The sequence below is a fragment of the Jejuia sp. G7-7 genome, from assembly GCF_055808955.1.
Genome location: NZ_JBVVSZ010000002.1, coordinates 467,272 through 485,907, shown reverse-complemented (window position 1 = coordinate 485,907; position 18,636 = coordinate 467,272). Strand labels below are relative to the sequence as shown.

Here is an 18,636-nt window from a genome sequence, read left to right as displayed (position 1 = left end):
GATTTTGACTATAACTAACCATAGCTATTACAAATCGATTAAAAGATATTTTGCCCTAATCGCCCTCTTACTTTTGTCGGCATCTGTATGGTCTCAACAGCCTGTTCAAGATTCCGTAAAAACAGGATTTAGTTTGGGAACAATCAAAACCGCTAGGCCTAATAGCATAGAGTCTAAATATACGTATGACCCTATTACGGACAGATATATTTATACCGAAAAAATCGGTGAGTTCAATATTAATTATCCCGTAATTTTAACACCCAAAGAATTTAAGGATTTAGTTGCTAAAGAAAATCTAAAAAATTACTACAAAGAAAAGATTGATGCTTTTGATGGAAAGAAAGATGGTGCAGCAGACCAACAAAAAAATTTATTACCCGAATTTTATGTAAACTCAGGGTTTTTTGAGTCTATTTTTGGAAGTAACACCATAGAAGTTGTACCTCAAGGTTCTGTGGAAATGGATTTGGGAGTACTGTTTTCAAGGCAAGATAATCCTACGTTTTCGCCTAGAAATAGAAGTAATTTTACTTTTGATTTTGACCAACGCATTAGCTTAAGTTTATTAGGTAAAGTTGGTACAAGGCTGCAAGTAAATGCCAATTATGATACCCAGTCTACATTCGATTTTCAACAGATTGTTAAATTAGAATACGCTCCAACCGAGGATGATATCATTCAAAAAATTGAAGTTGGTAATGTAAATATGCCATTAAATAGTTCCTTAATTACTGGAGCTCAAAGTTTGTTTGGTGTTAAAGCGCAATTACAATTTGGTAGAACTACTGTAACAGGTATTTTTTCCGAACAACGCTCGCAAGCCAATACAGTAGTTGCCCAAGGTGGCGGTACTTTAGAAGAATTTGACTTCTTTATTAGAGATTATGATGAAAACCGTCACTTCTTTTTAGCACAATATTTTAGAGATACTTATGATGAATCGTTGAGAAACTATCCATTTATCAATAACCGAGGCTTGCAAATTACCCGTTTAGAAGTTTACATTACAAATAGAAGTAACAGAACAGATAACGTAAGAAACGTAGTTGCATTGCAAGATTTAGGGGAGTCTACTCCTGAAAACATATATATAGACCCATTACCACCTGGTTTTATTCGTCCAGATTTTAGTGTTTTTCCAGATAATGGAAATAATGGTTTTGATCCCACTACAATTGGTTCTGGTTCAATATTAACAGAAGCTATTCGTGATATTGCAACAGCTCAAACTGGTTTTGGAACGCAATCTGGTAGTGTTAATGAAGGATCAGATTACGGTAAAATTGAAAACGCCAGAAAATTAATCAATGGTCAAGAATATACTTTTAATGCGGAGTTGGGTTACATTTCCTTAAACCAACGCTTAAATGCTGATGAGGTTTTAGCTGTAGCCTATCAATTTACAGTTGCAGGGAAAGTGTTTCAAGTAGGTGAATTTGCCAATGATGGTGTAAATCCCAATCAAGTTGATACAAATGCACAAGGGCAAGTAACTGCTGTTACCAATAAAGCTTTGGTTTTAAAAATGCTTAAAAGTAGCATTACAAATGTACAGCAACCAATTTGGGATTTAATGATGAAAAACATCTACGATACAGGTGCTTTCAATTTAAGTCAAGATGATTTTACATTGAATATCTTTTATAATGAAGCATCCCCATTAAACTTTATTAGCCCTGTTGATGGTACATCATTTCCTCAATTTGACAATCATACGCCAACAATAACTGGTGATGATAAAGAAATTTCAGAAACAACATTATTGCGGCTTTTCAATTTAGATAAGCTGAATTTTAATAATGACCCTCAAGGCAATGGTGATGGTTTTTTCGATTTCGTGCCTGGCATAACGGTGCAACCTCAAAATGGAAAAATAATCTTTACAAAAGCAGAACCGTTTGGTAAATATTTATTTGATGTTTTAGATGATCCTAATAGTCCGGGTAATTATGAAGCGGATATTTATACCAACCCAAATCAAGAAAAATACGTTTACGATATTCTTTATAAAAGCACCAAAATCGCTGCTTTAGAAGAAGCTGAAAAAAATAAATTCAAATTAAAAGGTCGTTACAAATCTTCGGGAGGTGATGGTATTCCTATTGGAGCATTTAATGTACCAAGAGGCTCGGTAAGAGTAACTGCTGGTGGCCGTGTGTTGGTAGAAGGTGTAGATTATACAGTAAATTATCAATTGGGTCGTGTACAAATTTTAGATGAAGCTCTTAAGGCTTCAAATACCCCAATTCAAGTTTCTACCGAAAACAATGCAGTATTTGGTCAGCAAACAAAACGTTTTACAGGCATAAACGTTGAACATAAGTTTAATGATAATTTTGTTATAGGCGGTACGCTTTTAAACTTGAATGAACGCCCAATTACACAAAAAGCAAACTACGGTTCAGAACCCATAAACAATACTATTTTTGGTTTCAACGGGAATTTTTCTTCTGAAGTCCCTTTTTTAACTAGATTGGTCAATAAATTACCAAATATAGATACTGATGTGCCTTCTAATATTTCATTAAGAGGTGAATTTGCGTATTTAGCGCCAGGTGCTCCAAAAGGCACAAATTTAAATGGAGAAGCAACATCTTATATTGACGATTTTGAAGGTACACAAAATGCCATTGATTTAAAAGCGCAACAATCTTGGTTTTTATCTAGTAGACCAAAAGAATTAACAAACTCTCCTGGCGATGATCAAAATGGAATTCAAAATGGTTATGGTAGGGCATTTTTGAATTGGTATGTTATTGATCCAATATTTTATAGTGTAAGACGTCCAGATGGTATTTCAGATGAAGATTTATCAAGTTTATATACCAGTCGTGTATTTATAAATGAATTATTTCCAGAACAGGATTTAGTACAGGGGCAAAATTCTGTATTGAATACTTTAGATTTAGCCTACTATCCTACAGAACGTGGACCCTACAACTTTCAACCTGGAAGTGAAAATGGTGTTTTAACTAATCCAGGCCAAAGTTGGGCAGGTATTACCAGACAATTAACTTCAACAGATTTAGAACAGGCAAATGTTGAATATATTGAGTTTTGGTTGCAAGATCCGTTTCAGGAAAACCCTTCAAATACAGGTGGTAAGTTAGTATTTAACTTAGGAAATATCTCAGAAGATGTTATAAAAGATGGTAAAAAATTATATGAAAATGGTTTGCCAAATGATGGAGATATATCTATACTAAAACAAAACCCAACTTTATGGGGTTCAATTGTACCTCTTAATCAATCATTGATTTATGCATTTGATACTACTGGAGAAGAACGTGCTAATCAAGATGTAGGTTATGATGGCTATAGTGATCTAGATGAAATTATTGAATTTGGAAGTGCTTTTGGAGAAGATCCATCAAAGGATAATTACACCTATTTCTTAAATACCGATGGAAATATTTTTGAGCGTTACAAACAATACAACGGTGTTGAAGGAAATACACCTGATACCTTTACTGATACAGATAGAAGTGCAAATACACAACCTGATGTAGAGGATATTAATCGAGATAACACTATGAACACCATTGATAGTTATTTTGAATATGAATTAGATATCACACCAGCTACTTTAAATTTAAACAATGAATTTATTGTGGATACTAAAAATGTTGAAGCACAAAGTGAAGATAATCGTAGGGTGCTTGAAAATGGAGATATAGTGTATCCTAAATGGTATTTGTTTAGAATTCCAGTAACTAAAAGTACAAAAGCTGTTGGCGGAATTACTGATTTTCGTTCGGTTCGTTTTGTTAGAACGTATTTAAAAGAGTTTACTCAAAATACAGTATTTCGTTTTGGAACTTTAGATTTAGTTAGAAGTGATTGGAGACGTTACAATCAAACTTTAGAAGTGGATAATGACGACCCATCTGATGATAATACCGATTTTTCAGTAGGTATTGTAGGCACCATTGATAACGAAGGCTCATATGTAAGACCACCAGGAATTGAACCAGAACAGCTGTTTAATAACAATACCGTTGTAAGGCAAAATGAGCAATCTCTGGTAGTTAATGTTTGTGATTTAGAAACAGATGATTCTAGAGCTGTTTTCAAAAACATTAACATAGATATGCGTCAGTACAAACGTTTAAGAATGTTTTTACATGCACAAGATGATGAGGGAGGTTTTACTGATACAGATCCATCTAAACCATTAGTTGGATTTATTCGTATTGGTAATGATTTAAATGACAACTACTATCAAATTGAAATACCTTTGGTTAAATCTCCTAATGGATCAATCGATAGAAGAGATGTTTGGCCTTTAGAAAATGAAATTAATTTATCAATCGATGTTTTGGGCAAAATTAAAGCACAAGGTATTTCCGATGGTACGTTAACAGATGGTTTTCCTGCTTTTTATGATGTTGTTGGTGATGAGGTTTTGCCTGTGAATGATCAATTTTCGGGTTATGTTACTGGCCAGCAACGTGTTGCTGTAAAAGGAAATCCTAATTTTGGAGATGTAAGAACTTTAATGGTAGGTGTAAAAAATGCCACATTGAATGATGCCTGTGCTAGTGTTTGGTTTAACGAATTGCGTTTGTCAGATTTAGATAACGAAGGTGGATGGGCTGCAGTATTAAGTGTAGATACTAATTTAGCAGATTTTGCAAATATTAGTGCTACAGGGAGACAAAGTACTTCTGGGTTTGGTACTATCGAGCAAGGGCCAAGTCAACGTGCATTAGAAGACGTTAAACAATACGATGTTGTAACCAATATAAATGTTGGGCAATTGTTGCCAAAAAAATGGGGAGTGCAAATTCCTTTTAACTATGCGCAAAGTGAAGAGTTGATTACGCCAAAATTCGATCAATTTTATAAAGATTTAAAATTAGATGATCGTCTAGATGCTGCTGCTGATGATGCCGAAAGAGAAACCATAAAAGAACAATCAGAAGATTATACCAGACGACAAAGTATTAACTTTATAGGTGTTAGAAAAAATAGAACCACAGAAAAAACACCACGTTTTTACGATGTTGAAAATTTCACGTTTAATTATTCATACAACAAAGTAGAGCATCGCGATTTCGAAATAGAAAACGCAGTAAATAAAACAGTAAGAGCTGGCGCTAATTATGCCTTTAACTTTAACCCTGTAACAATTGAGCCATTTAAGAAAAATGATTCTTTATTTACAGGTAAATACTGGAAGTTCTTAAAGGAATTCAATTTTAATTTATTGCCTACAAGTTTTGCAATAAATTCAGATATCAACAGACAGTTTAATCGTCAAAAGTTTAGAGAAGTAGATTTAGCAGCAGGTAATATTGGCTTAGAGGAATTATTCCGAAGAAACTATACCTTCGATTTTCAATACACCGTTAATTATAATTTAACTAAGGCATTACAATTAAACTTTACTGCTGCCAACAACAATATAGTAAGAAACTATTTTTTAAATGATGATTTAATTGCTGGCGAACAAGACAAAAGACTAGATGTTTGGGACGGTTTTCTAGACATTGGAGACCCTAACCGACAAACACAAAGCTTGGGTATTACTTATCAATTGCCATTAAATAAAATACCAACCTTTAGTTTTATTGATGCTACGTATCAATATAATGGCGATTTTCAATGGCAAAAAGGTTCAGATTTATTTGGTAATATTACTGGAAGTGATGGTAATTCTTATGATATTGGTAACTCGATTCAAAACTCTAACACTCATAATTTAAACACAAGTTTAGATATGAATCGCTTCTACCGACACATAGGTTTGGTGAAAAACCAACACGAACTGTAAGAACAAGAACACGAGCAACTGGAACTCCAGGTGCTCCTGGTACTCAACCAAAACAAGTTACAAAACCTAAAAGTGGTAATAAAAAAGGTACTAAATGGCTTAATGCTGGGATTGACATCTTAACCAGTATTAAACGTGTTCAAATAAACTATTCTGAAAATAATGGTACGTTTTTGCCAGGTTATACGCGAACACCAGGTTTTGTAGGGACTTTAAAACCTACATTAGGCTTTACCTTCGGTAGTCAAAGTGATGTTAGGCAAGAAGCTGCTCGAAGAGGATGGTTAACGTCTTTCCAAGAGTTTAACCAACAATTTACACAAACTCATAGTGAGCAATTAGATATTTCTGCAAGCTTAGAGCCTGTTAGAAATTTAAAGATCGATATTACTGGAAATAAAACCTATTTTGAAAATTTTGCTGAGAATTTTAGAGTAGACCAAACTACTTCTGAATATATTAGTCTTACACCAAACACCTTTGGAAACTTCAATATTTCTACCATATTAATAAAAACCGCATTTGGTAAAAGTGATGAAACAGGTTCGGATGCATTTAACGATTTTAGAACTAATCGATTGCTTATTGCAAGGCGCGTTGCTGCTGCAAACGGTGCTGATGTTAACGATGTTGATGCTGAAGGCTTTCCTAGAGGTTTTGGAAAAAATAGTCAAGCTGTATTGTTACCAGCCTTTTTAGCGGCTTATAGCGGTCAAGATGCAGGAGGGATAAAGCTTGATGCTTTTAGAAGTGTGCCTATCCCAAACTGGGACTTAAAGTACACAGGTTTTATGAAGTTTAAATGGTTTAAAAAGCGTTTTAAACGTTTTTCTATAACGCATGGTTATCGTTCAAATTATAACATCAATCAGTTTCAAACTAATTTAGACTATACATCTCCAGATTTTAGTATTGATTATGATAATCAAATCCCCGAGACTAAAGATCAATCAGGTAATTATAAAAATGAAAGACTATATAGTAATATTAATTTAACAGAAATGTTTAGTCCGTTAGTGCGATTAGATTTTGAAATGAAAAATTCAATCAAAATTCTTGCTGAAATTAAAAAAGATAGATTACTCTCTTTGAGTTTTGATAACAACTTACTAACTGAAGTTTTAGGAAATGAATATGCTATTGGTTTAGGATACCGTATTAAGGATGTACGTATAAAATCTAAAATGGCGGGGCCGAAAAAACGAATTGTAAGTGATTTAAATATGAAAGCAGATATCTCTGTGAGAGATAACAAAACTATTGTGAGGTATCTAGATTTAGAAAATAATCAAATTACTTCAGGGCAGACTATTTGGGGGCTAAAATATTCAGCTGATTATGCTTTTAGTAAAAACTTAACAGGTATTTTCTATTTTGATTATGCCTTTGCAGAATACGCGATTTCTACAGCGTTTCCGCAAACAACCATTCGCTCAGGATTTACATTACGTTATAATTTTGGTAATTAACACATTCCTGTTTGAAATGTAGTTTTGAATAAATACATTTGTGAAAACTTTTAAACAACTACAATGAATATTCCATCAGAATTAAAATATACAAAAGACCACGAATGGATTAAAATCGAAGACGATTTAGCTGTTATTGGTATTACCGATTTTGCACAAAGCGAATTAGGAGACATCGTTTATGTTGAGGTCGAAACTTTAGACGAAACTCTAGATGCAGATGAAATTTTTGGAACAGTTGAAGCTGTGAAAACAGTTTCAGATTTATTTTTACCATTATCAGGAGAAATCGTTGCATTTAATGAAGGTTTAGAAGATGAACCAGAAAATGTAAATTCTGACCCATACGGTGCTGGTTGGATGATTAAAGTGAAGTATTCTGATGCCTCTCAAATAGATAGTTTAATGTCTGCTGAAGATTATAAAACGCTTATTGGTGCTTAAGCGATATGCACTTTTTTGCACTACCTTACTCAATTGCATTAGCTACTGTAAGTTTAATACATCTTAAAAATGTCCCAGATGTTGGGGTAGACCATAGTGATAAAATTTTTCATTTTTTGGCGTATGCTGTAATGTGCTTGTTGTGGTATATTGTATTTAGGTATAGATATAATTTCACTTTAAATAAGTCAATAAAGTATGCAGCTATTTTAGCAATTGTTTTTGGTATAATTATTGAAGTACTACAAGGAACCTTAACCACAAAAAGGTCTTTAGATGTTTACGATGCTATTGCAAACAGTTTAGGAGCCTTAATAACAAGTCTGGTAGTATTACTAAAACATAGAATACAAGTTAAAAATTAATAAAAAGGCTTGCTTTTTTGCCAAATAAGTGGTTATTTTAGCAATCTGGAAAAACGATAAAATTATGGAACCTAAAAAATCCGAAAGCTAACGTAGCAAGAAACAGTTCTCTGTATTTCGCCATTGGTTTAGCATTGATGCTATTTTTAGCAAATTACGCTATCAATTACAAGACCTATGATAAGTCTGATATTGATATTGGAATGGTAGATATGGAAGAAGAATTAGAAGAGGAAATTCCATTAACACAACAAATAGTAACACCACCACCGCCACCTCCGCCACCTGCAGCTCCAGAAGTTATTGAAATTGTAGAAGATGAAGAAGAAGTGGAAGAAACTGTAATTGAGTCTACCGAGGTAGATCAGGAAACTGAGATTGTTGAAGTTGAAGAAATAGAGGTTGAAGCTGTAGATGAAGATATCGAGGTGCCATTTGCGGTTATTGAAAACGTACCAGTTTTTCCAGGATGTGAAAAAGGTAATAATGCCGCAAAGAAAAAATGTATGTCTGATAAGATTTCAAAATTTGTGAATAGAAAGTTTAATACTGAATTGGCAAGTGAATTAGGACTATCAGGAAGACAGCGTATCAATGTTATTTTTAAGATTGATAAAACAGGTAGTATTACTGGTATTCGTGCTAGAGCACCACACCCAGGTTTAGAAAAAGAAGCAAAACGTGTAATTGGACAACTGCCTAAAATGAAGCCAGGTAAACAACGTGGTAAAGCAGTAACAGCGCCATATTCGCTGCCTATTATTTTCCAAGTGCAAGACTAGACAGACGTCTACGCAAATAAATATATAAACCTCGAAGCATTGCTTCGGGGTTTTTGTTTAACATCTTTTCTAAAAAAATAATTAAGTAATTTGAGTGAAATTTTAAAATCCCGTAACATTTAGTGTTACGGGATTTATTTTTGGTATGCTTATTGTGTTTTTGTCATAATATTAACATTTTAACTATATCATGAAATGCGCATACACTAACATATGTTTTCTTGCATGCGAAACAAGACATTAGTGATGTGAATTACATTTGACTGTAGTTTTAAAAAAATCACAACAAATGAAAAATTCAAAACAATCTCACGAACTCATTCGGCAAAATGAGCAAACCGTGAAACAATCACAAAAGCATGATGCAAATTTACAAAAAAACTCCACGCTCTATTTTCAAGTTGGGCTAATTGTGTGTTTATTGGCTGCATTTGGCTTATTAGAAATGCAATTTGAAACTTACATTCCAAACTATTCGGAAGGGACTCCAGTATTGGTAGATAATTTTGAAGTAGATATCGAAAATTTCAAGATTTATGAAGAGCCAAAAACAGAGGTAAAACCAAAAACAGAAGTAAAAAAGGTATTATTAATAGATGAGCCCAAAATTGTAGAAGATGATCATATCATGAAAGAGGCTTTAAAAATTGAAACTTCTGAAACTATGACTTCTGATGCACCTTTTGATGATAGTGCACTTGAAATTGAAAAACCCGAAGATGTTATTGTAGATTTTGTACATCTTGAAAATGTTCCTGTTTACCCAGGATGTGAAAAGAAAAAGACAAATCCAGCAAAGAAAAAATGTATGTCTGATAAAATCACACAATTGGTGCAACGAAAATTCAATGGAAGTGATATTGCTTCAAATTATGGTTTAACGGGTAAACAACGTATCGATGTTCAATTTCAAATTGATAAAACAGGACATGTAACTGGTATTAAAACCATAGCACCACACCCTAAACTGGAAGAAGAGGCAAAACGTGTTGTTAATAAAATACCAGAAATGAAACCTGGAAAACAACGTAATGAACCAGTTAGTGTTAGGTATACGCTTCCTATTATTTTTATGGTGGAGTAATATTATAATTTAGCATGCAATAAGCCGTTATCTGTTAAAGGATAATGGCTTTTTTTATTGGTGTACAATTCAGCAACCATTATCTTCGTAAAATATACTATCTTTCAACCCAAAAACACATCATATCTTATCATATGAAGCAGTTTACAGCCCTTCTACTTTTCTTAATTCAGTTTCAAGCCTTTTCCCAAGACACAAATTTTTATGAAAAACCACCAGTTTTTCCAGAATGCTCGAGTGTTTCCATAGATTCATTACAAAACTGTTTTGATATTAACGTGTACAAACTGATTTCAAAGAATTTTAAAGTACCTCAGAATGTATTGGATAAAAAATACAAAGGAGAAGTTGTTGTGTTGTTTGAAGTTGATACAACAGGACAATTTCGGGTTATGTATGTGGATGCCATGTATAAGGAATTAAAAGAAGAAGCAAAACGTGTATTTGGATTGTTTCCAAAGATAACTCCAGCAACCTATAATGGACGACATACTTATAAGCAGTATTCAATGCCTATAAAGATTCCGTTAGAAGACTATAAGCCAATAAACTCTGGTGATTTATCAAAAGACAATGAAATTTCAAAGATAGAAGCTGCTGCAAAACAAGAATTTGATAGTGTAAATGCAACTTTAACAACATATTCCAATAAAGCTTTATCAAGCCAATTAAATATTCAGTTTACACATAGTGATTATGCTCGATTTGATCGTGCTATGAATTTGGTAGGCACTAACAGCCACACGGCATCAAAGCCATTTTTATATGATGAGGTTTCTAAATATCATGATTTTGAGGTAGAACGGAAGTCCCTCACTAAAGATGCCGAAACATGGGCAGGTAAAAAATTATGGAATGAACATTTAGTGCAGGTGGAAGGTAAAGATTATTGGTTCACCATCGACCCTATTTTTGATTTACAAACAGGAAGTGATTCAGAAGGCGGTTCAACTTACAACAATACCAGAGGATTTATGGTGCAAGGTGGATTGGGCAAAAAGTTTAATTTTTATACCACAGTTTTGAAAGCCAAGGTCGTTTTGCCGATTATGTCAATAGATACGCTGAAAGTTTAAAAGCATTTGGGCCAGACCCCGCTATTATACCAGGTAGAGGTATAGCTAAACGTTTTAAAACAGATAGTTACGATTACCCAGTTGCTGAAGCGTATTTGTCGTATTCACCAGCTAAATTTTTGAATGTGCAATTCGGACATGGAAAAAACTTTATAGGCGATGGCTATCGCTCTTTGTTGGTAAGCGATGTTACCAGTCCGCACCCTTTTTTAAAACTAAATACTAAGTTTTGGAAAATAAAGTATACCAATACATTTATGTGGATGAAAGACGTGCGTGATGAAGTAGTGCAGGATAAGGCTTTTTTAACCAAATACATTGCCAACCATTATTTAAGTTGGAATGTCTCAAAACGTTTTAATTTAGGGTTGTTTGAATCTGTATTGTGGACCAATAGTAATGATAGAGGTTTTGATGTGAATTATTTAAACCCAGTTATTTTTTACCGTGCCATAGAATTTGAAACTGGTCAAGGTGCAGGAAATGCATTATTAGGAGCTACCGCAAAGTACAAGTGGAATGATAATGTGAATCTATATGGGCAGTTTATTTTAGACGAATTTTCGTTAGGCGATATTAAAGGCGGCGAAAAAGCTGGAAAAATAAATATGGGTATCAATTAGGGGTAAAATATTTTAACGCCTTTAAAGTGGATAATTTGTTGTTGCAATTTGAGTACAACCGAGTGCGACCATACACGTATTCGCATAACACGATTGTTTTGAATTATGCACATAATAATCAACCGTTAGCGCATTTATGGGGCGCTAATTTTAGTGAAGTGATATTCATTGGTCGCTATCGTTACAAACGATGGATTGCAGATGCTAAGGTTATCTTCGGAAATAGAGGATTAGATTTCAACAACGGTACAGATAACTTTAATTATGGAGGTGATATTTATCGTGTTGAAGGCGATAGACCTTTTGATACTGGTGTAGAAGTAGGTCAAGGCATTAAAACCAAGTCTTTTTATGCAAACCTTAAAGCAGGTTATTTGATAAACCCTGCATCTAACATGAAACTATTTACGGATATAACAGTTAGAAATTTTAACCCAGAAGCTACAACAGTAACTACCTTTAAAAATAATACAGTTTGGTTAAATTTTGGGATTAGAACCGATTTGTTTAATTGGTATTTTGATAATTAATGTATTTAAAACTGACACTAAATGTCTATTGATTTAAAGAAGGGCTACACATTTTACTTTCAAAATAAAAAATGGAAAGTTACTGAAGTATACAAAATTAAGTGGGATGATGGTACAAAAACTAACGAGTATAAGGTAAAGTCTGATAGAGGTACTATTAAGTATTTAGAAATTGAATTTGGCAAGAATAATAAAGAGTTATTTTCTTTCTGGACTAAAGAACCTAAGCACAGTTTTCTAAAGAAAAGCCAAAATATTGTTGGCGATTATGTTGAAATTGGTAGCGCAAGATTTCCAAAAAATATTTCGTATAAAGGTGTTGATTATGAATTTGATGAGCGTAATGATGGGATATGTAAATATGATTTTGAAACAGAGAAAGTAAACTGTTTAGAATATACTAATGCAGATGATTCTAAATTTTTGGCATTAGAGTTCTGGGATGATGAAATCGAAGTGTCAACAGGAGTACCAATTAAAAACAATGATATTACTCGTGTTGAAAAGAAGTTAGGTGCTTTAGGTGCTACACCAATTTTAGATTTTATTTGGAAATATATAAAAGTAATTATTTTCGGTTTGTTCTTTTTGGTTATGATGTTGGTTACACAATGTGATAGAAGAAATTCTTGGAATGATAATTCTCAATATTCTAATGATTCTACAAAAGTGAATCGTTCAAATGGCTATTATAGAGGTAGGAATTCTGGAGGTTTTGGTAAATAATTAAATATGGAAAAACACACTTTACTTTGGATTGGGGAAACATTATTTTACATCTTGATGTTTTTTTTGCTTTTTGTGATTTCAAGAACGTTATTTAAGCTTAGAAATAGAAAAATTGATATAGATGAGGAGTTGACCGACAAGGATAATGTTGCCTTTTCAATACTAACTACAGGTTATTTTATAGGCGTACTTATTATTTTTATTGGTGTAATTCAAGGCGAGTCTTATGGATATGTTGAGGATGCTATTTTAGTGATATCCTATGGTTTGGTTGGTAATTTATTATTAATTATCTCTTCAGTATTTAATGAAAAGGTAGTTTTTGCGAAGCAATTCAAATTTTATAAAGAGATTATTAGAGATGAAAATAAAGGCACAGGTTTTATTGAAGCAGCTAATTTTATTGGTTCAGGTCTAATAATATATGGTGCAATACATGGAAAATCCCCCAATTTGTTTTCAGGTTTAGGAGAAACTGGACATTACCTTTCTGGATTTTTAACCTTAGTTGGCTTTTGGCTTGTTGGTCAAATTATACTTTTTGTTTTTTTGAGTGTATACAAGAAAATATCTAGATATAATATATTGAACGAAATTGAAAAAGATAATAATGCAGTTGGGATTGTGTATGCAAGTATTTTTATTTCTGTTGCATATTTATATTCGCAAGCTATAAAGGGAGATATAGTTTCTTGGTGGTTGGTTTTTGAAAATGTATTGTATTATTTAGGGTTAGGGTTGATTTTGCTACCAATTTCAAGATTGTTTGTAGATAAAATTGTTTTACCAAAAAGTAGTTTAACAGATGAAATTGTTAATCAAGAAATCCCAAATCAAGGTGCGGCATTAATTGAAGCATTTGCTTATATAGGTAGTGCCGTATTAATTAGTTATTGTATTTGATGGCTTCTGCAAAACAGAAACGACTTTTACTTTTTCTAGGGCTTTTTGCAACAGGTCTTTCTGGTATTGTAGCAGAGTATTGTTTTGCCACATTGTCTACTTATTTTGTTGGAGATTCTGTAAAGCAATGGGCTATCATCATTTCTTTGATGCTCTTCAGTATGGGTATTGGTAGTAGAATTACCAAATATTTTAATGGGAATGTATTTCAACTATTTATTTTAACAGAATTTGCGTTGTCCCTTATTGTCTCTTTTTCGGCGGTAAGTACTTATTATTTTGCTTCGTTTATAGAATACATTGGTATCTATATTTATACCATGGCAATTATTACTGGAATTTTAATAGGGATGGAGTTGCCCTTAGCGATGCGATTAAATGACGAATTCCAATCTTTAAAACTTAATGTTGCCAATATTCTAGAAAAAGACTACTATGGTAGTTTAGTGGGTGGTTTGTTTTTCGTTTTTGTGGGCTTACCGTATTTGGGTTTAACCTATACGCCTTTTGTTTTAGGGTTTATAAATTTGATAGTTGCTATTTTATTACTTTACTTTTTTAAAAATGAATTAAAAGTTAAAGTTCAAAAATTATTTTCAATAGCTTCAATACTGCTTGTTGGAGTGTTGATTTTAGGTATTACGTTTTCGAATGCTATTATTCTGCACGGAGAGCAAAAGAAGTATAAGGATAAAAATAGTGTTTCAGGAGCAATCTATGTATCAAAAAATAGTGGTTACCAAATGGAAAAATGATTATTGGCTGTATTTAAATGATAATTTACAGTTTTCGACTTTTGATGAACCTATGTATCACGAAGTGTTGGTGCACCCTGTAATGCAGTTATTGCAAATACCCAGAAATATACTTGTTTTAGGAGGAGGGGATGGTTGTGCGGTTAGAGAACTTTTGAAATACGACGCAATTGAAAAAATCACATTAGTTGATTTAGATAAAAAACTAACAGATCTTTTTATAAATACACCTGTTTTAGCGGCAATAAATGAACAGTCTTTAACACATTCAAAAGTTGAAATAATCAATGAAGATGGATTTCAATTTATAAATGAAGACCATTCGTTTTACGATTTAATTATAGTGGATTTACCAGATCCGAGAAATATTGAGTTATCCAGATTATACTCAAAGGAGTTTTACAATATGTGTAATTTAAGATTAACACCAAACGGAGGCTTAATCACACAAGCAGGAAGTCCATATTACACACCTTTTGCATACAAATGTATTGATAAAACCATTCAGAATGCTAATTTTACAACATTGCCATTGCATAATCAAGTGTTATCAATGGGAGAATGGGGTTGGGTAGTTGGCATTAAAAAAGAGATGCCTAAAGAAAAAATGCTTTCAATTTTGCAAGATTTTAATGCTAAAAAAGTATCAACTAAGTGGCTAAATAAAGAAGGCATGCAATTGATAACATCTTTTGGAAAAGATTTTTATCAGAAAAAAGTATTAGATTCAATTGAAATTAATCAAATTAGTAATCCAGTATTGTATCATTATTATGAAAAAGGAAATTGGGATACCTACTAAATAGTTAAATGTGATTGAAAAATATATAGACATAGAAGCAAAAATGTTTCATTATGAAGAGTGGGTAACTTCAACTGACATTGAATATCTTAAAACTTCTTTTGAAGATAGATTACTTAAATCAGGCTTCACAATTGTGAATTTCGTGGAGCATTATTTCCCTGTAAAGGGTTATACCTGTGTTTGGGTATTGGCAGAAAGTCATTTAGCAATCCATACGTTTCCTTCAAAAAACAAAAGTTATATTCAGATAAGTAGTTGTAATGAGAGGAAGTTGGAGGTTTTTAAAATGTTCTTGTTAAAAAAGGACTTCTAATTTGCAAAATTGTGCGAATCGTGTATGACGTTGTCCTCATTGTCATAAATTATAATGCGTGATATTTTTTCCTTAATTACTTTTTTGAAATCCCAATTGCCTTCCAAATTATAAGCTTTGACATGATTAAAATCAGATACGTATAATTCAATCATCCTATCTTTATATATTAATCTTATACCTGTTAAAACTCTAGGTTTTGAATCAAAAAATTGATATCCGGCATAATCAGAATATTTAGGAGCACTTATCATTTTTTTTATCTCCTTGCCAACGTAATCTTCATAATGATTAGTCTTAATGTTATTACAAGAATTTAAAAGCAATAGTGTAAATATCAGTTTTACTATAATAAGGTTGTTTATTTTATTCATTCATTAATTTTTATTTATTCTAAATGCTCTTTAAAACTCTTATAAAAAGTCCTCTTGATTTTTTCAGAAGAAATAAAACAACATCCATAATCCAAATCATCGTAGGTTTTAGTAATCGCTTCGTTAGCCGCCACTTCATCTTCAGTTTTATCTTTTTTTATTTCAGCTAAAACATTGGCTTTTACAGATTCTAGCATCTTTAAAAATGTTTCATATTCTGCTTTATTTGATAATTTACCATGACCAGGAATTATTTTTGTATTCTCATCAACCAACATTAATCCTGTTTTTACAGCATTTATATAGCCATCAACACTTCCTCCAGATTTTAAATCCATGTAAGGATAGCGTCCGTTGAAATAAGTGTCTCCTGTGTGCAATACATTACTTTCTGTAAAGTATAATAAGGCATCTCCATCAGTATGCGCATTATCTACATGAATAATCATAACATCTTCGCTATTCATTTGTACCGTTAATTTGTCATTAAATGTAATTACTGGTAAAGCTATTTCAGGACTTTTTTCTTTTAAACGCTTTTTTACATTTTCATGTGCCATAATAGTAGCACCAAGATTTCCAAAATTTTCGTTTCCACCAGTATGGTCTCCATGGTGATGTGTATTCATGACAGTTTTAATAGGTTTATTACTCAATTTTTTAATGGCTGCTATAATTTTAGGTGTTAAAGGGGCGAACTGTGTATCGATTACTAAAACCCCATCTTCTCCAATAGAGATGCCAATGTTGCCGCCTGCTCCAATAAGCATATAAGTGTTTTCTGTAAGTTTTATGGTTTCAATGTTTACTTTGTCAAATCTACCTTGAGCACAATTTGAAAGACTAATTAAAAAGAAAAATAGAATGGTAAACGATTTTAAAAGTCTCATAAATTTTGGATTAGGTCGCTAAGTTGCTTAAAGATATTAAAAATACACTTAAGATTGCTCAAATAGGTTTTAAGACCTATCTTTGCACTCGCATTAAAAAGCAGTAAAGCACGTTAAACTTTGAGTAGTACAAAATCCTCAATAGCAGCACCTTCGGTAATTACAGATTTTAAAGAAATCACTAAAATGCGTTTGGCATTAAGTGTGGTATTTTCTTCGCTAGCGGGTTACTTATTAGGTGTTGAAACTGTAGATTATAAAACTTTGGTGTTACTTGCTTTTGGTGGCTATTTTATGGTTGGTGCTTCTAATGCTTTCAATCAAATTATAGAAAAGGATTTAGATGCGTTGATGAACCGTACTAAAAACCGACCAATTCCTGCGGGACGTATGTCGGTTACCACAGCATTTATAATCGCTTCAATTTTTACGGTATTAGGGATTGTTATTTTATACAGCATTAATAAGCAAACCGCTATGTTTGGTGCTATTTCTATTTTCTTATACACTTGTGTCTATACACCTTTAAAAACAAAAACACCATTGGCAGTTTTTGTTGGTGCTATTCCGGGAGCTATTCCATTTATGTTAGGTTGGGTTGCTGCAACAGACGATTTTGGTATAGAACCAGGGACGTTATTTGCGTTGCAGTTCTTCTGGCAATTTCCTCATTTTTGGGCCATTGGCTGGTTTTTGTATGAAGATTACAAAAGAGGTGGCTTTTACATGTTGCCTACTGGAAAACAAGATAAAGGTACTGCGGTACAAACCATTATGTATACTATATGGACTTTGGTAGTTTCTATTATACCTGTTTTTGGTTTTACAGGAAGATTACAACTTTCTGTTATTGCGGCAATAGTTGTTTTTCTTTTAGGATTATGGATGCTGTATTACGCCATTCGATTATTTAAATTGATGACTGAAAAGGCTGCAAGACAATTAATGATAGTAAGTGTATCTTACATTTCATTAGTGCAAATAGTATACGTTATAGATAAATTTTTAGGTTAAAATGGATTTAACTCAAGGTACAGTAAAAGAAAAAATAGTAGAGCTAAAAAAATGATGCTTTGGTTTGGTATCATTTCTTTAATTATGAGTTTTGCAGGATGGACAAGTGCTTTTGTAGTAAGCAGTTCTAGACCAGATTGGTTGAAAGATTTTGTGCTACCAAATGCTTTTATAATTAGTACAATTGTAATTGTTTTGAGTAGTATCTCGTTTATTTTAGCAAAAAAGGCTTTAAAAAACGGACAACATAAAGCGACATCGCTTTGGTTGTTTATCACGCTTATTTTAGGCGTTGTGTTTATTTTGAGTCAGTTTTCTGGATTTCAGCAAATTATAGATTTAGGTTATAATTTTACTGGGCCAACCAGTAATGTAACTATGTCTTACATTTATTTAATAGCTGTTGTTCATATTTTACATGTTGCAGTTGGACTAATTTGTTTATTGATTGTAATTTATAATCATTTTAAACAAAAGTACAGTCCGGATAATATGTTAGGTTTAGAATTGGCTGCAACCTTTTGGCATTTTATAGATATATTATGGGTTTACCTGTTCTTGTTTCTTTATTTTGTGAGGTAAAAACTCAGTAAATATGCTCTTAAAATACTGGTTTGTAGCGGTGTTAGCAGATAAGTGCGTTAGGGATTGAGGTATTTGTTGAAGCTCCCCGACCATAGGAGGGAGCGAGTGCCGAAAGC

General features: G+C 32.7%; 12 protein-coding genes and 3 pseudogenes. 13 read left to right on the top strand and 2 right to left on the bottom strand.

The genetic code is table 11. The annotated features are described in order from the left end of the window. Window positions 1-4 precede the first annotated feature (4 nt). The 11 genes and pseudogenes from sov to AC0L5U_RS12385 all read left to right on the top strand — a co-directional run bounded on the left by sov (window position 5) and on the right by AC0L5U_RS12385 (window position 15,657). Window positions 5-7,248 (top strand): annotated as a pseudogene (sov, locus tag AC0L5U_RS12435) (T9SS outer membrane translocon Sov/SprA). A 63-nt stretch (window positions 7,249-7,311) separates the two neighbouring features. Then, complete coding sequence (gene gcvH / locus AC0L5U_RS12430; protein ID WP_473416720.1) at window positions 7,312-7,692, top strand: glycine cleavage system protein GcvH; 381 nt, start codon at window positions 7,312-7,314, stop codon at window positions 7,690-7,692. Between the two features lie 5 nt (window positions 7,693-7,697). Then, window positions 7,698-8,057 carry a VanZ family protein gene (locus AC0L5U_RS12425; protein WP_473416718.1) on the top strand — a complete coding sequence of 120 codons (360 nt, stop codon included), beginning with the start codon at window positions 7,698-7,700 and terminating at the stop codon, window positions 8,055-8,057. Between the two features lie 134 nt (window positions 8,058-8,191). Next, entirely contained in the window at window positions 8,192-8,839 is a 648-nt protein-coding gene (locus tag AC0L5U_RS12420) for an energy transducer TonB (RefSeq protein ID WP_473416717.1), read from the top strand. A 289-nt stretch (window positions 8,840-9,128) separates the two neighbouring features. Then, complete coding sequence (locus AC0L5U_RS12415) at window positions 9,129-9,923, top strand: energy transducer TonB (RefSeq protein WP_473416716.1); 795 nt, start codon at window positions 9,129-9,131, stop codon at window positions 9,921-9,923. Window positions 9,924-10,057: 134 nt separating this feature from the next. Continuing rightward, window positions 10,058-12,152 (top strand): annotated as a pseudogene (locus tag AC0L5U_RS12410) (gliding motility protein RemB). A gap of 21 nt (window positions 12,153-12,173) precedes the next feature. Continuing rightward, a complete protein-coding gene (locus tag AC0L5U_RS12405; RefSeq protein WP_473416714.1) occupies window positions 12,174-12,878 on the top strand; it encodes a DUF4178 domain-containing protein in 705 nt (234 codons plus the stop codon). 6 nt (window positions 12,879-12,884) lie between these two features. Further along, window positions 12,885-13,784 carry a DUF350 domain-containing protein gene (locus AC0L5U_RS12400; RefSeq protein ID WP_473416713.1) on the top strand — a complete coding sequence of 300 codons (900 nt, stop codon included), beginning with the start codon at window positions 12,885-12,887 and terminating at the stop codon, window positions 13,782-13,784. After that, window positions 13,784-14,539, top strand: a complete 756-nt coding sequence (locus AC0L5U_RS12395; RefSeq protein ID WP_473416712.1) for a hypothetical protein — start codon at window positions 13,784-13,786, stop codon at window positions 14,537-14,539. Before AC0L5U_RS12400 ends, AC0L5U_RS12395 begins: the two co-directional genes overlap by 1 nt. Then, entirely contained in the window at window positions 14,502-15,341 is an 840-nt protein-coding gene (locus tag AC0L5U_RS12390; RefSeq protein ID WP_473416711.1) for a spermine/spermidine synthase domain-containing protein, read from the top strand. The genes AC0L5U_RS12395 and AC0L5U_RS12390 overlap by 38 nt, the downstream gene beginning before the upstream one ends. Before the next feature lie 10 nt (window positions 15,342-15,351). Then, the gene (locus tag AC0L5U_RS12385) at window positions 15,352-15,657 is read left to right on the top strand and encodes an S-adenosylmethionine decarboxylase (RefSeq protein ID WP_473416710.1); all 306 of its coding nucleotides are present in this window, start codon (window positions 15,352-15,354) and stop codon (window positions 15,655-15,657) included. Here AC0L5U_RS12385 and AC0L5U_RS12380 read toward each other — a convergent pair. After that, window positions 15,654-15,911, bottom strand: coding sequence for a hypothetical protein (locus AC0L5U_RS12380; RefSeq protein ID WP_473416709.1), 258 nt, complete (start codon window positions 15,909-15,911; stop codon window positions 15,654-15,656). The genes AC0L5U_RS12385 and AC0L5U_RS12380 overlap by 4 nt on opposite strands. Window positions 15,912-16,045: 134 nt before the next feature. Continuing rightward, window positions 16,046-16,921, bottom strand: coding sequence for an MBL fold metallo-hydrolase (locus AC0L5U_RS12375; RefSeq protein WP_473416708.1), 876 nt, complete (start codon window positions 16,919-16,921; stop codon window positions 16,046-16,048). Window positions 16,922-17,041: 120 nt separating this feature from the next. Here AC0L5U_RS12375 and cyoE point away from each other — a divergent pair, with 120 nt between their 5' ends. Together cyoE and AC0L5U_RS12365 are read left to right on the top strand one after the other, a co-directional pair. Then, window positions 17,042-17,935, top strand: a complete 894-nt coding sequence (gene cyoE / locus AC0L5U_RS12370) for a heme o synthase (RefSeq protein ID WP_473416707.1) — start codon at window positions 17,042-17,044, stop codon at window positions 17,933-17,935. 1 nt (window position 17,936) lies between these two features. Beyond that, window positions 17,937-18,517, top strand: a pseudogene (locus tag AC0L5U_RS12365) (cytochrome c oxidase subunit 3). Window positions 18,518-18,636: the final 119 nt, after the last annotated feature.

Coding starts and splice junctions, on each gene's coding strand:
- gcvH (WP_473416720.1), top strand. CDS start 7,312: ATGAATATTCCATCAGAATTAAAATATACAAAAGACCACGAATGGATT.
- AC0L5U_RS12425 (WP_473416718.1), top strand. CDS start 7,698: ATGCACTTTTTTGCACTACCTTACTCAATTGCATTAGCTACTGTAAGT.
- AC0L5U_RS12415 (WP_473416716.1), top strand. CDS start 9,129: ATGAAAAATTCAAAACAATCTCACGAACTCATTCGGCAAAATGAGCAA.
- AC0L5U_RS12405 (WP_473416714.1), top strand. CDS start 12,174: ATGTCTATTGATTTAAAGAAGGGCTACACATTTTACTTTCAAAATAAA.
- AC0L5U_RS12400 (WP_473416713.1), top strand. CDS start 12,885: ATGGAAAAACACACTTTACTTTGGATTGGGGAAACATTATTTTACATC.
- AC0L5U_RS12395 (WP_473416712.1), top strand. CDS start 13,784: ATGGCTTCTGCAAAACAGAAACGACTTTTACTTTTTCTAGGGCTTTTT.
- AC0L5U_RS12390 (WP_473416711.1), top strand. CDS start 14,502: ATGTATCAAAAAATAGTGGTTACCAAATGGAAAAATGATTATTGGCTG.
- AC0L5U_RS12380 (WP_473416709.1), bottom strand. CDS start 15,911: ATGATAAGTGCTCCTAAATATTCTGATTATGCCGGATATCAATTTTTT.
- AC0L5U_RS12375 (WP_473416708.1), bottom strand. CDS start 16,921: ATGAGACTTTTAAAATCGTTTACCATTCTATTTTTCTTTTTAATTAGT.